We start from the raw sequence: 13,847 nt of genomic DNA on the forward strand, positions 1-13,847 counted from the left end.
GCTTGACAAGGCGAGATTGGAGATGGAGCGGTCTGCCTCCAGTAAATAAAACCCCCGCGGATCGCTCCGCGAGGGTGCCCGTGGCCGGACTGTGCTGACGTCTCAGCTATGGGCCAGGATCGCCAGCAGCAGCAGCGCGATGATGTTGGTGATCTTGATCGCCGGGTTCACGGCGGGGCCCGCCGTGTCCTTATAGGGGTCACCGACGGTGTCGCCGGTGACCGAGGCCTTGTGCGCCTCGGAGCCCTTCATGTGACGCACCCCGTCCTTGTCGACGAAACCGTCCTCGAAGGACTTCTTGGCGTTGTCCCAGGCGCCGCCGCCGGAGGTCATCGAGATCGCCACGAAGATGCCGGTGACGATGACGCCGAGCAGCATGGCACCCACCGCAGCAAAAGCCTGGTTCCGGCCGGCGATGGCGTTGATCGCGAAATAGGTCACGATCGGCGCGAGCACAGGCAGGAGCGAGGGCACGACCATTTCCTTGATCGCGGCCCTGGTCAGCAGATCGACGGCGCGGGCGTAATCGGGCCGCTCGGTGCCGTTCATGATGCCGGGCTTCTCCTTGAACTGGCGGCGCACCTCCTCGACGACGGAGCCGGCCGCACGTCCCACCGCCGTCATGCCCATGCCGCCGAAGAGGAAGGGGATCAGGCCGCCGAGCAGCAGGCCGACGACGACATAGGGGTTGGACAGCGTGAAATCGACCGTGACGCCCTTGAAGTACTGGAAGGTGGTCGAGCCTGCCTTGTTGGCCTCGGCGATGAAGAAGTTCAAATCCGAGGTATAGGCCGCGAAGAGCACCAGGGCGCCGAGACCGGCGGAGCCGATCGCATAGCCCTTGGTGATCGCCTTGGTGGTGTTGCCGACGGCGTCGAGCGCGTCGGTCGACTGGCGCACCTCCTTGGGCAGGCCGGCCATCTCGGCGATGCCGCCGGCATTGTCGGTGACCGGGCCGAAGGCGTCGAGCGCCACGACGACGCCGGCCAGCGCCAGCATCGCGGTGGTGGCGATGGCGATGCCGAACAGGCCGGCGAGGCCGTAGGAGACAATGATGCCGGCGACGATCACGAGCGTCGGCAGCGCGGTCGCTTCCAGCGAGACGGCGAGGCCCTGGATGACGTTGGTGCCGTGACCGGTCACCGAGGCCTGGGCGATCGAGACCACAGGGCGCTTGCCAGTGCCGGTGTAGTATTCGGTGATGACGACGATCAGCAGCGTCACGGCGAGGCCGACCAGCGCGCAGGCGAAGAGCCCGCCCGAGGTGAAGGTGACGCCCTGCCCGGTGGTGAAGGAGGCCGAGAAGCCGCCGAACATCAGGTGGTTGACTGCCGCGATCGCGCCGACCGAGAGCACGCCCGCCGCGATGAAGCCCTTGTAGAGCGCGCCCATGATCGACTGGTTAGCGCCGAGCTTCACAAAGAAGGTGCCGATGATCGAGGTGACGATGCAGGCGGCGCCGATCGCCATCGGGTAGAGCATCATCGTGCCCAGCACGGGCTGACCGGCGAAGAAGATCGCCGACAGCACCATGGTCGCGACCAGCGTCACCGCATAGGTCTCGAACAGGTCGGCGGCCATGCCGGCACAGTCGCCGACATTGTCGCCGACATTGTCGGCGATGGTCGCGGGGTTCCGCGGATCGTCCTCGGGAATGCCGGCCTCCACCTTGCCGACGAGGTCGGCGCCGACATCGGCGCCTTTAGTGAAGATGCCGCCACCGAGACGCGCGAAGATCGAGATCAGCGAGGCGCCGAAGCCGAGCGCCACCAGCGAATCGATGACGACGCGGCTCGACGGGCTGAAGCCGAGCATCGAGGTCAGGACGCCGTAGTAGACGGCGACGCCGAGCAGAGCGAGGCCCGCCACCAGCATGCCGGTGACGGCGCCCGCCTTGAAGGCGACGTCGAGACCGTCCCCCAGCGACTGCATCGCCGCCTGGGCGGTGCGGACATTGGCGCGCACCGAGACGTTCATGCCGATGAAGCCGGCCGTGCCCGACAGCACCGCGCCGATCAGGAAGCCGACGGCAACCCATTTGCCGAGCAGATAGGCCAGTGCGACGAACAGGACGACGCCGACCATCGAAATGGTGACGTATTGGCGCTTCAGATAGGCCTGTGCGCCCTCGGCGACCGCTGCGGAAATCTCCTGCATGCGCTGGTTGCCGGCATCGCGTTTCATGACGTCGGCATAGGCCCAGACGCCATAGGCGATCGATAATGCACTTAAGACGATGATGATAAGCAGGGCTGACATTCGGTTTCCTGTCCTCGAGCTTCCGACCCATCGGGAGCGCTATCGCTCCTCATTTGCCGTTTTGGACGCCAGGCACAGGAAAAGCGGGCCAAGAAACATCAAGGCCCGCTTCGCGTCGCCAGTGTCAGGCGAATTTGTGGCAAGTTTCGCGCGGAAGCGCAAACGCGGCGATGGGCGGATGTGCTGCTATCGGATCAGGTCGGGAACCGGTCGTCGCCGCTCTACAGCGCCACGTCGCGGTTGACGTTCTTGTAGAGCAGGTAGCAGGCGTCGTCGAAGCCGGTGGGATAGAACTGCTGCGGGCAGTAGCCGCCCATCCAGATGAAGTCGCGGGCCCAGATCTCGTGCCAGTCCTGGCCGAGGAAGTAGAGCCCCTGCCCTTCCAGCATGTAGAGCCCGTGCTCCATCACATGCGTCTCGACATCCGGGAAGCAGGTGCCGGGCTTGAACCACATCAGGTTCATCTCGAAATCGAAGCGCAGATCGCCATAGGGCAGCAGGAACTGGAAGCCGCGCCCCTCCATGCCGGTGTGATTGGTCACGGGCACCGCGTCCTGATGCGAGAGGATCGGCTCGGGCACGGCCAGTCCCGGCGCGGGCTCGTAACGCTTGCGCAGCGCGAGAACGCGAACAGGTTCGGCGCTCTCGTTGCGCAGGCTGAAGGAGCTTCCTGGGGGCAGATAGGCGAAGCTACCCTGCCGGAACGTGGTCGCGGCCTGATCATCGATTGAAAAGGCCGCCTCGCCAGACAGCCCGTAATAGAAATGCTGGATGCCGTCCTCGGCGAAAGGGGCACGCGTGCCGCCGCCCGGCTCGATCTCGAAGACATATTGCGCGAAGGCCGCGCCGAGCACCGGCGCGGCGAGGATGCGGACGATCGTCTTCTCCAGATGCGGCAGCCGGCTGACGAGGACCCCTTCAGGCGGCATGAAGGCGTAGTTGCGCGCGACGACGCCGCGGTTATGCCCGATCGCGCCCACGGCCGGACGGCCGGGCACTTGCGGAAACTGGTGGGGGCGCATCGGCGGTCTCCTGACGATCGCTGCGTTCTGGCAAGGATCAGGCCGGAACGGCGGGCTTCTGAAATGCCTGCCAGGCGACCAGCGCCAGCGCCAGCGCCACTGGCGGGAAGACCAGCCAGTTGACGCTGTCCCAGCCACCGGCATGAAGCAGACCGCCCGATGAGAAGGAGGCGATGGCGACCGAGCCGAAGACGAGGAAATCGTTGGCGGCCTGGACCTTGACCCGCTCTTCGGGCCGGTAGCAGTCGGTGACGAGGGCGGTGGCGCCGATGAAGCCGAAATTCCAGCCGACGCCGAGCAAGACCAGCGCGACCCAGAAATGCGCGACGCTGAGGCCGGACAGCCCGACGACCGCCGCCAGCGCCGTCAGCAGCAAACCCGCGACCGTGACCTGCGCCTTGCCGAAGCGCGCGATCAGCCGGCCGGTGAAGAAGCTCGGCCCGAACATCGCCAGCACATGCCACTGGATGCCGAGCGCGGCGTCGCCGACCGAATGGCCGCAGCCGACCATGGCGAGCGGCGCAGCCGTCATCACGAAGCTCATCAAGCCATAGGCGACCAGCGCCGCAGTGACGGAGGCGATGAACTTCGGCTGGCGCATGATCTCGGGAAGCGGCCGGCCGCCGGTGGACGCGACCTTGGCGACCGGTGGCGCGCGCAACTGCAGGATCACCAGCATCGCGATGAGCGCCAGGCAAGCCTGGGCGAGGAAGCTCGCGGCAAAGGGCGCATCGGGCGTGAGATCGCGCGTCCAGTATACCGATTGCGGGCCGATGACCCCCGCCGCGATGCCGCCGATCATGACCCAGGAGATCGCCCGCGGCCTGAAGCTGTCGGTCGCGGCGTCGGCGGCGGCGAAGCGATAGCTCTGTACGAAGGCGCCATAGAGTCCGCAGGCGAAGGTACCCAAGCAGAATAGCCAGAACAGGCGCATGCTGGTGCCGGCTGCAGCGATGCTGGCGGCGGTGGCACCGATCAGCGCGCCGATCAGGTAGCCGTTGCGACGACCCAGCCGCCGCATCAGCATCGCGGCCGGGATAACGCCGCAGGCGATGCCTAGTTGCATCAGGCTGACGGGAACAGTCGCGAAGGTCTGGTCCGTGACGAGTTGCGAGCCGACAATGCCGCCGAGCGAGATGACGATCGAAGGGCTCGCGCCGCCCAGGCCCTGGGCGCAGGCGAGGACCACGGAGTTGCGCTTGGCGAGCGCGTCGCCATCACCGACCGGAACGTGCTGGTTCATGCGTCTGCCGCCCTCGACCTGACGGCGCTTGGCGGCCGCCTTCAGAAATGAGCGAAGGAGCCGCGCGTAAAGCTGCGCGCCCTGCCCCCTTCGCGATACGTCGCCACGCCCACCGCATCGGTCACATGGCCGATGCGGGTCAGCGCTACTTCGGCTGCCTCGGCCGCCGCGGCCAGAGCAGGATATTCCCTTTCCGAGGCCGTGAGGAGAATTTCGTAATCGTCTCCACCAGTCCAGGCCAGTTCCGCCAGCGCGGGATCGGCCATGATCGCAGCGCGCGCCGCCGCCGACAGCGGAACTGCGTCGAGGTCGATTTCGGCGCCGACGCCAGAGGCCTTGAGCAATTTGGCGAGGTCGCCGACGAGCCCATCCGAGACGTCCATGGCTGCCGTGGCATGGCGCTGAAGCGCCTCCACCACGGCAAGGCGCGGTCGCGGATGCAGATAGCGATCGGCGAGGAAGGCGCGCTGCTGCTCCGCCAGCCCCGAGACCCAGCCCGGTTTGTCGGGCCCGTGCACCTTCAAGCCCAGCGCGCCATCGCCGATCGTGCCGGAGACGAGCACGAGATCCCCCGGCTTCGCGCCGGAGCGCAGCACCATGCGGCCGGCGGGCACGCTGCCGAAGGCTGTGATCGAGATCATCAGCGGTCCAGGCGTCGAGACCGTGTCGCCGCCGATCAGGGGGCAGTGGTGCTCGGCCGCCGTAACAGCGAGGCTTGCAGCGAAGCCTGTCAGCCACGCCTCCTCCCAGCCCTTCGGCAAGGCGAGCGAGAGCACGAATCCGTCCGGATTCGCACCCTTGGCGGCGAGATCGGACAGGTTCACCGCCAGCGCCTTACGGGCGATCGAGGCAGGCGGGTCGTCGGCAAAGAAATGGACGCCGGCGACCAGCGCGTCGGCCGTGACGACCACCTCGTAGCCACGCGCCGGCCTGAGCAATCCCGCATCGTCGATGAGCCCGAGCCCGCCGGGCCCGGCGATCGGTGCGAAATGGCGGGCGATCAGCTCGAATTCGCCCGGGCGTGACGATTCAGTTTCCAAGGACACGCCCTTCCCTACCCCGCGCCGTTATCCCGGGCGACCGCAGGGAGACCCGGGATCCATGCCTGAGCCTCACCTGCAAATGCTCCGGAATGGATCCCGGATGTCCGCTTCGCTGCGTCCGGGATGACGGCCGTGTTCTATCGGTATGACGACCTCACGCCGCCGGGGCGTCAAACTCGTCGGAACGGAAATCGCGGGCGAGCTTGTCGAGCACGGCGTTCACCATGCCGATCTCCTCGCCCTCGTAGAAAGCGCGCGCCACCGCGACATATTCCGAGATCACGGCGCGGGCCGGCACGTCCTTACGGAAGGCCAATTCATAGGCTCCTGCCCGGAAGATCGCGCGAACGACGGCCTCGATCCGCTTCAGCGGCCAACCCTCGGCCAGGAGCTGGTCGACCGCGCGGTCCACCAGGCGCTGCTCGCGGACGACGCCGCCGAGAAGATCGCGGAAGAAGGCGATCTCGGCCTTGGGCAGCTCGATGTCCTCGACCTCCTTGCCGATCCAGAACGCCTCGAACTCGGCCATGGCCTCGACCACGCCGCGGCCGCCGATCTCCATCTCGTAGAGTGCCTGCACGACGGAGAGCCGTGCGCCGCGCCGCATCTCGGCCCGGCTCATTTCGATTGCTCCCCGAGGGAGCGCTTGTAGCGCAGCACGGCCAGCGCCGCTTCCGCCGCACCACCGCCCTTGTCCATCTGCGAGCGGTTGGCGCGGGCCCAGGCCTGCGCCTCGTTCTCGACGGTCAGGATGCCGTTGCCCAGCGGCAGCGCGAAGGCGACTGAGAGGTCCATCAGCGCGCGCGAGCTTTCGCCGGCGACGATGTCGTAATGGCCGGTCTCGCCGCGGATGACGGTGCCGAGCGCGATCACCGCCTCATAGGGGTCGACCGCCTCGTCGGCGGCGCGCAGGCCGATGACGATGGCAGAGGGAATTTCGAGTGCGCCGGGCACGGTGACGACATCGACGCGGCATTCGGACTTGTCGAGCACGGCGAGCGCGCCTTCGAGCAGCTCGTCGGCCAGCTTGTCGTAGAAGCGCGCCTCGACCACGAGCACGCGCGCGCCGTCCAGCGGGACGGCAGGAGTTGCGGCCTTGTCGGCCGAGATCTGCCGGGGTCCGGCCATGGTTCTTATCCTTCTCGGGTGTTGAGGGGCGCTGTTACCCCTGCGGGCGCGCCTCCGCAAGCCGCGCGGCATAGCGCGCCATCAGATCGACCTCGACATGGACGGGATCGCCCTCCTTGCGCTCCCCCCAGGTGGTGACGCTGAAGGAATGAGGGATCAGCAGCACGGTGAAGACGTCGTCCTCGACCGTGTTGACCGTGAGCGAGGTGCCGTCGAGGCAGATCGAGCCCTTGGCGGCGATGAAGCGCGGCAGTCCCTGCGGCGCGCGAATGTGGAAGCGGGCCGTCGCCCCCCAAGGCTCGTCCGGATCGGGGGCGATCGGCTCGATCCTCAGGATCTGGCCGACGCCATCGACATGGCCGGTAACGAGATGGCCGCCGAGTTCGTCGCCGACCTTGAGCGAGCGTTCGAGATTGATCGCCGTGCCCGGCTCCCAATCGCCGACCAACGTCTTGGAGAGGGTCTCGGCGGCAGCCTCGACCTGAAAGACGCAGCCAGGCTCGCCATCCTCTCGCGGCTTCAGCGCGGTGACTGTGAGACACACGCCGGCGCAGGCGATGGATGCGCCAATCTCGATGCCAGCCGCGGCATACGGGCTGGCGATGGCGAGCCGCTTCAGGCTCGGGCCCTTGCGATCGGCCTCGACGACCTTGCCTATGGCGGTGACGATGCCGGTGAACATCAGCCTGTCCTCACGAAATGCTCGAATTGGTCGTGACCGATCACTCCGGTCTCGATGCGGGCGTAAACATCGCCATCGGCCAGCAGCGCCGCAAGAGGCGGACGCACGGCAACAATGCCGGGCCGGCCCAGCGCATTCGGCGAGGTCGAGACGATGACCTCGTCGAGCAACCCGGCAAGAGCGAGCTTTTCCGCAACCGTCGGCCCGCCTTCCGAGAAGACGCGGGTGAGCCCGCGTGTGCCGAGCAATTGTAGCGCCTCGCGCAGATCGAGATGACCGTCGGCATCGGCGGAGACGCGCATGACCTCGACGCCGGCGGCGACGAGAGCGAGTTCGCGCTCGACCGGCGCGGCTTCCGTCGCGACGACCCAGACGGGCACCTCGCCGGCGGTCTTCACGAGCTGCGAGCCGAGCGGCAGACGCAGATGCGAATCCAGGATGATCCGGACCGGCGAGCGCTCCGCCATGCCGGGCAGCCGCACGGTCAATAGCGGGTCGTCGGCGAGCACCGAGCCGATTCCGAGCATGATCGCGTCGTGATGGGCGCGCTGGAGATGGACCCAGCCGCTCGCAGCCGGACAGGAGACCGTGATCCGTTCACCCCCCGGCCCGCCGGCGTAGCCGTCAGCCGTGCGCGCGATCTTGAAAGTCACCATCGGCCGCCCTTGCGTCACACGCAGGACATGGCCGCGATGGGTGCGCTGTGCCTCGTCTTCGAGCACGCCCGTCGTGACCGCGATGCCGGCCGTCCGCAGCAGCGCGAAGCCGAGCCCCCGGAACAGCGGGTTGGGATCGGCCATCGCGGACACGACCCGCCTGACGCCGGCGAGGATCGTGCGCTCGACGCAGGGCGTGGCGGCGCGGATCGTGCGATGCGAGCAAGGTTCGAGCGTGACGTAGAGCGTGCCGCCCGCCGCCGCGTTGGGTCCCGCCCTGTCGAAGGCGTTGGCCTCGCCATGCGGCCTGCCGCCGGGCTGGGTGTGGCCGCGCGCGACGATGACGGGACCGTCCGCCGTATCCTGTGTCACGACCGCGCCGACGCAGGGGTTCGGCCAGGTCGTGCCCCGTCCGCGCGCGCCGAAATCGAGCGCCTGGCGCATGAAATGCCGGTCGATCGCGGCCTGCCGCCGCACGGAATCAGTCACGGGTGGGCGCGGATGGGCTTTCGCCCTCCTCCTCGTCGCCGCCGAGCTGACCGAGGATTTCCTCGAAGTCGCGCGCTTCGCGGAAGTTCTTATAGACCGAGGCGAAGCGGACATACGCGACGTCGTCGAGCGCCTTGAGCCCCTCCATGACCAGTTCGCCGATGGCGGAGCTCGAAATCTCGGCCTCCCCCGAGCTTTCGAGCTGGCGCACGATGCCGTTGACCATGCGCTCGATCCGTTCGGGCGCGACGGCGCGCTTGCGCAGAGCGACCTCGATCGAGGTATGGAGCTTGTCGCGGTCAAAGGCGGTGCGCCGGCCCGAACGTTTGACGACCGTCAACTCGCGCAGCTGCACGCGCTCGAAGGTGGTGAAGCGGCCGCCGCAATCGGGGCAGACGCGGCGACGCCGGATCGAGGCGGAATCGTCCGTGGGGCGGGAATCCTTCACCTGCGTGTCGAGGGAGCCGCAATAGGGGCAGCGCATCATGCCTATCCTTCGACCTGCCCGGCGGACGATGCCGTCAAGCGTTCCTTGCCTCAGTAGCCCTAGCGCCGGCCAGCGAAAAAGCAGCCGGTTCGGTGAACCTCAACGCGCCTCGCAACGACCAACCCGCAGATCGTCACGCCCGATGATGCGGAGCTTCTATCATGGCGGAAGGCAGGAGCAACGCGGGGCCTTTCGCCGCCCCCGTCCCCAGCCTTCACGATGGCGGATTAGGTGACCCTCATCGTCTGTGGCCGGTCGCTGCAGGCACCCGGGCGATGCATCGCCTCCGCGATGCAGCCTGCTGAAATTCCCTCGGAACCAGAGAGACAGGAAGCCAATCATGTCCGACGACGCAGGCAACCCGGTCGATGCCTTCGGCGGCCTCGTGCTGCTGGCCTTCGATCTCCTCGATTCCGAGATCCAACGCTCGCCCGAACGCCTGATCCAGACCTTCAAGAGTCCGACTCTGCTGCAGGCCGCCGAGAAGGCGATGCTGAGCTTCGCGCAATCGCGCAGCCCGACAGCGAGTTCGCAATTGACGCCGGACGAAATCAGCAAGCTGCAATCCTCGGTCGTCGACGGCGTGCGCACGGCCGCGACCGACGCCTATCTCAAGCAGATCAAGGGCTCGACGAAGTTCAGGGCGCTGGAGACGCAGCTCAAGAATTTCGAGGAAGCGGCCAAGTCATCCGCAATCGGCGTCTGGGTCGATCAGAACAAGGGCATCCTCTACGTCGTCGGCGCCGTGCTGACGGTCGGCGCGGGCGTGGCCCTCTACATCACCAAGCCCAGCGGCCCGGCCTATGCTATGGGCATCCGCGAGTTGGAGAAGCTCAAATTCGAGGTGGTGAAGCTCGGCGCCCTGAAGCTCGGCGTCGGCGGCATCGTCTTCGACCCGACGGCCGATCGCTATGGCGGCAAGATTACCGGCAAGATCGAGTGGGAGCAGCTCAAGATCGACCTCGCATTGCAGATCGTCGCTACGGTCGGAAAGTCGACGCAAGCCAACGGCGAGGTCATGGTCAAGTATGGCGTGATCAACCTGACCGGCATCGTCAAGCAGGACATGACCAAGCCCAAGGTCGACATCACGCTGAGGCTCGGCGCAAACAAGGATCGCTTCGGACTGGCGGTCGCGGCCCATCTCAAGGACGACAACGTCACCGGCAGCGCCTCGGCTTCCTACAAGCTGACCGAGAGCATGAAGCTCGGCGTCGACCTCAGCCGCAAGAACCGGCCGGACATGGGCAACCAGACCGAGAACCTGATCATGTTTGAGCTCAAGGGCAGGTTCCCTTGAGCGGGCGATCGGCCCTGCCCCGTCCTCAGCGCTCCGGGGCGACGACGGCGGCAGGCGCCTCGTCCGTCAGGGCGGCGGCGAGATTGGCGTTCGACCAGGACGGCCAGCCCGTACCGGCGAAGTCGCGGTCATGGGACCAGATGTCGGCATCGTAGGTCCAGGCCAAAGCGAGGAGATGCGCGTCACTCGTGCTGCCATTGCGGGAGGCGACAGCATTGCGGAGCCAGGCTTCGGCGGCGCTCACACCGTCGTCGTAACGCTCTTCCGCCACGACTTCGATGGAACCGAGGATCTCGTCCGCGATCTCCATCAAGGCAGGCTCATCGGGCGCGAGACGTGACAGCACATGCTTCACTTCGAGCGAGGCCTGCACCGAGATGATCAGAGCGCGGCGCGTGCTCGCCAGTTCGAGCAAAGGCCGCGAGCGAAACCCCAGCACGGCGCTCAGCACGACATTGGCGTCAATGACGAGCGCTTCCGAAGGATCGCGTGGGCGCATCAATCTGTGCGCTCACCGAGAAATCGCTCGAGCCGCAACTTCGTTTCAGGAGACAGCGACGCGTTATAGCTGTCGCTCCGCTTCAGCGCCGCGGCGATCCGAGCAGCGTCGGGCCGTCCGACCGGCGTGAGAATCGCGACCGTCTCGTCGCCGCTCTTCACGGGAACCGCATGCGGCAGCGCCCTGATGGTCGCGGCCGACATCTTCTGCAGTTCACGCATCGTGATCGCGGTCTTGCCCATGACGGCTTCTCCTGCCGTCATGTATGTAACCCCGTAGGGCGGCTCGTTCAAGCCGCCCTGCCCTGTCACGGCCTCAATAGATCGGGAAGCGCGCGGTCAGCTCATGGACCTTGGCCTTCACCTGAGCCTCGACGGCGGCATTGCCCTCCTCGCCATTCACGGCCAGCCCGTCCAGGACCTCCGCGATCAGCTCGCCAACCTTCTTGAACTCGGCGACGCCGAAGCCTCGCGAGGTCGCGGCGGGGGTGCCGAGCCGGATACCAGAGGTCACCATCGGCTTCTCCGGGTCGAAGGGGATGCCGTTCTTGTTGCAGGTGATGTGGGCGCGGCCGAGCGCGGCCTCGGCCGCCTTGCCGGTGACCTTCTTCGAGCGCAGGTCGACCAGCATCAGGTGGTTATCGGTGCCGCCGGTAACGAGGTCGAAGCCCTTGGTCTTGAGGGTATCGGCCAACGCCTTGGCGTTCTCGACGACGGCGCGGGCGTAGATCTTAAACTCGGGCTGGAGCGCCTCCTGGAAGGCGACGGCCTTGGCGGCGATGACATGCATCAGCGGCCCGCCCTGGATGCCCGGGAAGATCGCCGAATTGAACTTCTTGGCCAGGGCCTCGTCATTGGTCAGGATCATGCCGCCGCGCGGGCCGCGCAGGGTCTTGTGCGTGGTCGTGGTCGCGACATGGGCATGAGGGAACGGCGAGGGATGCGAGCCGCCGGCGACGAGGCCGGCGAAGTGCGCCATGTCGACGAAGAGATAGGCGCCGACCTCGTCGGCGATCGCGCGGAAGCGAGCGAAATCCCAATGGCGGGCATAGGCCGAGCCGCCGGCGACGATGACCTTGGGCTTGTGCTCGCGGGCGAGGCGCTCGAGCGCGTCATAGTCGATGATCTGGTCCAGGACGCACACGCCGTAGGAGACGACGTTGAACCATTTGCCGGACTGGTTGACCGGCGCGCCATGAGTGAGGTGCCCGCCGGCGGCGAGGTCGAGGCCCATGAAGGTGTCGCCGGGCTGCATCAGCGCCATGAACACGGCCTGGTTGGCCTGGCTGCCGGAGTTGGGCTGGACATTGGCGAAGCCGCAGCCGAACAGGCGGGTGGCGCGCTCGATGGCGAGCTTCTCGGCAATGTCGACGAACTGGCAGCCGCCATAATAGCGCCGGCCGGGATAGCCTTCCGCGTATTTGTTGGTCATCACCGAGCCCTGCGCTTCGAGCACGGCGCGGGAGACGATGTTTTCCGAGGCGATTAGCTCGATCTCGTCGCGCTGGCGGCCGAGTTCGAGCTCGATGGCACGGGCGATCTCGGGATCGGCATCGGCGAGCGACGCAGCGAAGAACGAGTTCGAAAGGTGCTTGTCGGCGGCGGCGTCATGGCTCATGGCGAGGCTCCATCGGCGCTGGATCGTCGCAGGCTGCAGGGCTTCTCGACCCCGCGCGGCATGCGGATGCGAAGGCTTGCGGAATCCGCGCGCGATCCCGCCGTCGCGGGTCCCGTAGCACTCGCGATGCGTCTTTTACAAGCACCAAGCGGGTGACATGAGCGCGCGGGCAGGCCAGAACGGAGCCCGGCTTTCAAAAGAACAGGGAACGCGCTCCGCGATGCAGCACGACAGCGACGACGCCGCCTTCGACAGGCGTTCCCCTCTCGGCGCCTTTCTGAGAAGCGAGGCCGCCGGCGGCGTGCTGCTGATGATCGCGGCGGCGCTGGCGCTCGCGATCGCCAATTCCCCGGTCTCCCCGCTCTATTTCTCGCTGCTCGAGACCTATGTCGGGCCGCTGAGCGTCCTGCACTGGATCAACGATGCGCTGATGGCGGTGTTCTTCCTGCTGGTCGGGCTCGAGATCAAGCGCGAATTCGTCGAGGGCCAGCTCTCCTCCTGGTCGCGGCGGGCCCTGCCCGGCATCGCTGCGCTCGGCGGCATGGTGGCCCCGGCGCTGATCTATCTGGCGATGACGCGCGGCGATTCGGTCGCGGTCGGAGGCTGGGCGATCCCGACCGCGACCGATATCGCCTTCGCGCTCGGCGTGCTCGCGCTGCTCGGCTCGCGCGTGCCGGTGTCGCTCAAGATCTTCCTAACGGCGCTCGCGATCATCGACGATCTCGGCGCGGTCGTGATCATCGCGCTGTTCTACACCAAGGGCCTGTCACTGCCGATGCTAGGCTTGGCCGGCGCCTGCATCGTCGTGCTGATCGCGCTGAACCGCATGAATGTGACGCGGCTCTGGGCCTATCTCGCCATCGGTGCGCTGCTCTGGCTGTTCGTGCTCAAATCCGGCGTCCACGCGACGCTCGCCGGCGTCGCGCTCGCGCTCACGATCCCGATCGGCGACGGCAGCGACAGCGACGAGCCGGAGCATTCGCCGCTCCATACGCTCGAACACCTCCTGCACCCCTGGGTCGCCTTCCTGATCGTGCCGATCTTCGGCTTCGCCAATGCCGGCGTCTCCTTCACCGGCATGACGCCGGCGAGTGCGCTCGCGCCGATACCGCTCGGCATCGCACTCGGCCTGTTCGTCGGCAAACAGATCGGCGTCTTCGGCTTCTCCTGGCTCGCGATGAGGGCGGGTTTCGCCGCAATGCCGGCCAAGACCAACCTCCTCCATCTCTACGGTGTCGCCCTGCTCTGCGGCATCGGCTTCACCATGAGCCTGTTCATCGGGGCGCTCGCCTTTCCCGAAGACGCGGTGGAACTGGGCAAGGCGACCAAGATTGGCGTGCTGCTCGGCTCGGTGGTGTCCGCGGTGGCGGGGGCGCTGGTACTGCGGATGGCGGGGCAGGCACGCTGAAGCGCCCTGCCCCG

14 protein-coding genes are annotated in these 13,847 nt (G+C 66.9%); 2 read left to right on the forward strand and 12 right to left on the reverse strand.

Translation table 11 applies throughout. The annotated features are described in order from the left end of the window. Nucleotides 1-102: 102 nt before the first annotated feature. From AC1RMY_RS17870 to nrdR, 9 genes are all read right to left on the reverse strand, one after another. Nucleotides 103-2,259, reverse strand: a complete 2,157-nt coding sequence (locus AC1RMY_RS17870; RefSeq protein ID WP_492866765.1) for a sodium-translocating pyrophosphatase — start codon at nucleotides 2,257-2,259, stop codon at nucleotides 103-105. A gap of 221 nt (nucleotides 2,260-2,480) precedes the next feature. Then, a complete protein-coding gene (gene allE, locus AC1RMY_RS17875; RefSeq protein WP_492866767.1) occupies nucleotides 2,481-3,281 on the reverse strand; it encodes a (S)-ureidoglycine aminohydrolase in 801 nt (266 codons plus the stop codon). Nucleotides 3,282-3,318: 37 nt separating this feature from the next. Continuing rightward, a complete protein-coding gene (locus AC1RMY_RS17880) occupies nucleotides 3,319-4,524 on the reverse strand; it encodes an MFS transporter (RefSeq protein ID WP_492866769.1) in 1,206 nt (401 codons plus the stop codon). A gap of 41 nt (nucleotides 4,525-4,565) precedes the next feature. Continuing rightward, nucleotides 4,566-5,564 (reverse strand): thiamine-phosphate kinase, encoded by a 999-nt coding sequence (gene thiL / locus AC1RMY_RS17885; protein WP_492866771.1) that lies wholly within the window; start codon nucleotides 5,562-5,564, stop codon nucleotides 4,566-4,568. 157 nt (nucleotides 5,565-5,721) lie between these two features. Continuing rightward, entirely contained in the window at nucleotides 5,722-6,189 is a 468-nt protein-coding gene (gene nusB / locus AC1RMY_RS17890) for a transcription antitermination factor NusB (protein ID WP_492866772.1), read from the reverse strand. Next, nucleotides 6,186-6,695: a 6,7-dimethyl-8-ribityllumazine synthase gene (ribH, locus tag AC1RMY_RS17895; protein WP_492866774.1), complete on the reverse strand. Its 510-nt coding sequence runs from the start codon at nucleotides 6,693-6,695 to the stop codon at nucleotides 6,186-6,188. The genes nusB and ribH overlap by 4 nt, the downstream gene beginning before the upstream one ends. A gap of 34 nt (nucleotides 6,696-6,729) precedes the next feature. Beyond that, entirely contained in the window at nucleotides 6,730-7,377 is a 648-nt protein-coding gene (locus tag AC1RMY_RS17900; RefSeq protein ID WP_492866776.1) for a riboflavin synthase, read from the reverse strand. Next, nucleotides 7,377-8,522, reverse strand: coding sequence for a bifunctional diaminohydroxyphosphoribosylaminopyrimidine deaminase/5-amino-6-(5-phosphoribosylamino)uracil reductase RibD (gene ribD, locus AC1RMY_RS17905; protein ID WP_492866778.1), 1,146 nt, complete (start codon nucleotides 8,520-8,522; stop codon nucleotides 7,377-7,379). Before ribD ends, AC1RMY_RS17900 begins: the two co-directional genes overlap by 1 nt. Further along, nucleotides 8,515-9,006: a transcriptional regulator NrdR gene (gene nrdR / locus AC1RMY_RS17910; RefSeq protein ID WP_492867187.1), complete on the reverse strand. Its 492-nt coding sequence runs from the start codon at nucleotides 9,004-9,006 to the stop codon at nucleotides 8,515-8,517. Before nrdR ends, ribD begins: the two co-directional genes overlap by 8 nt. Nucleotides 9,007-9,349: 343 nt before the next feature. On the opposite strand from nrdR, the gene AC1RMY_RS17915 reads away from it, so the two are divergent. Further along, a complete protein-coding gene (locus tag AC1RMY_RS17915; RefSeq protein WP_492866780.1) occupies nucleotides 9,350-10,309 on the forward strand; it encodes a hypothetical protein in 960 nt (319 codons plus the stop codon). A gap of 25 nt (nucleotides 10,310-10,334) precedes the next feature. Here AC1RMY_RS17915 and AC1RMY_RS17920 read toward each other — a convergent pair whose 3' ends face one another. The 3 genes from AC1RMY_RS17920 to glyA all read right to left on the reverse strand — a co-directional run bounded on the left by AC1RMY_RS17920 (nucleotide 10,335) and on the right by glyA (nucleotide 12,425). Beyond that, nucleotides 10,335-10,808, reverse strand: coding sequence for a PIN domain-containing protein (locus AC1RMY_RS17920; protein WP_492866782.1), 474 nt, complete (start codon nucleotides 10,806-10,808; stop codon nucleotides 10,335-10,337). Next, the gene (locus tag AC1RMY_RS17925; protein WP_492866783.1) at nucleotides 10,808-11,050 is read right to left on the reverse strand and encodes a hypothetical protein; all 243 of its coding nucleotides are present in this window, start codon (nucleotides 11,048-11,050) and stop codon (nucleotides 10,808-10,810) included. Before AC1RMY_RS17925 ends, AC1RMY_RS17920 begins: the two co-directional genes overlap by 1 nt. Nucleotides 11,051-11,123: 73 nt before the next feature. Next, the gene (gene glyA, locus AC1RMY_RS17930) at nucleotides 11,124-12,425 is read right to left on the reverse strand and encodes a serine hydroxymethyltransferase (protein WP_492866785.1); all 1,302 of its coding nucleotides are present in this window, start codon (nucleotides 12,423-12,425) and stop codon (nucleotides 11,124-11,126) included. A 220-nt stretch (nucleotides 12,426-12,645) separates the two neighbouring features. On the opposite strand from glyA, the gene nhaA reads away from it, so the two are divergent. Beyond that, nucleotides 12,646-13,833, forward strand: a complete 1,188-nt coding sequence (gene nhaA, locus AC1RMY_RS17935) for a Na+/H+ antiporter NhaA (RefSeq protein WP_492866787.1) — start codon at nucleotides 12,646-12,648, stop codon at nucleotides 13,831-13,833. Nucleotides 13,834-13,847: the final 14 nt, after the last annotated feature.

Source organism: Allobosea sp. GW822-FHT03F07 (assembly GCF_058801345.1).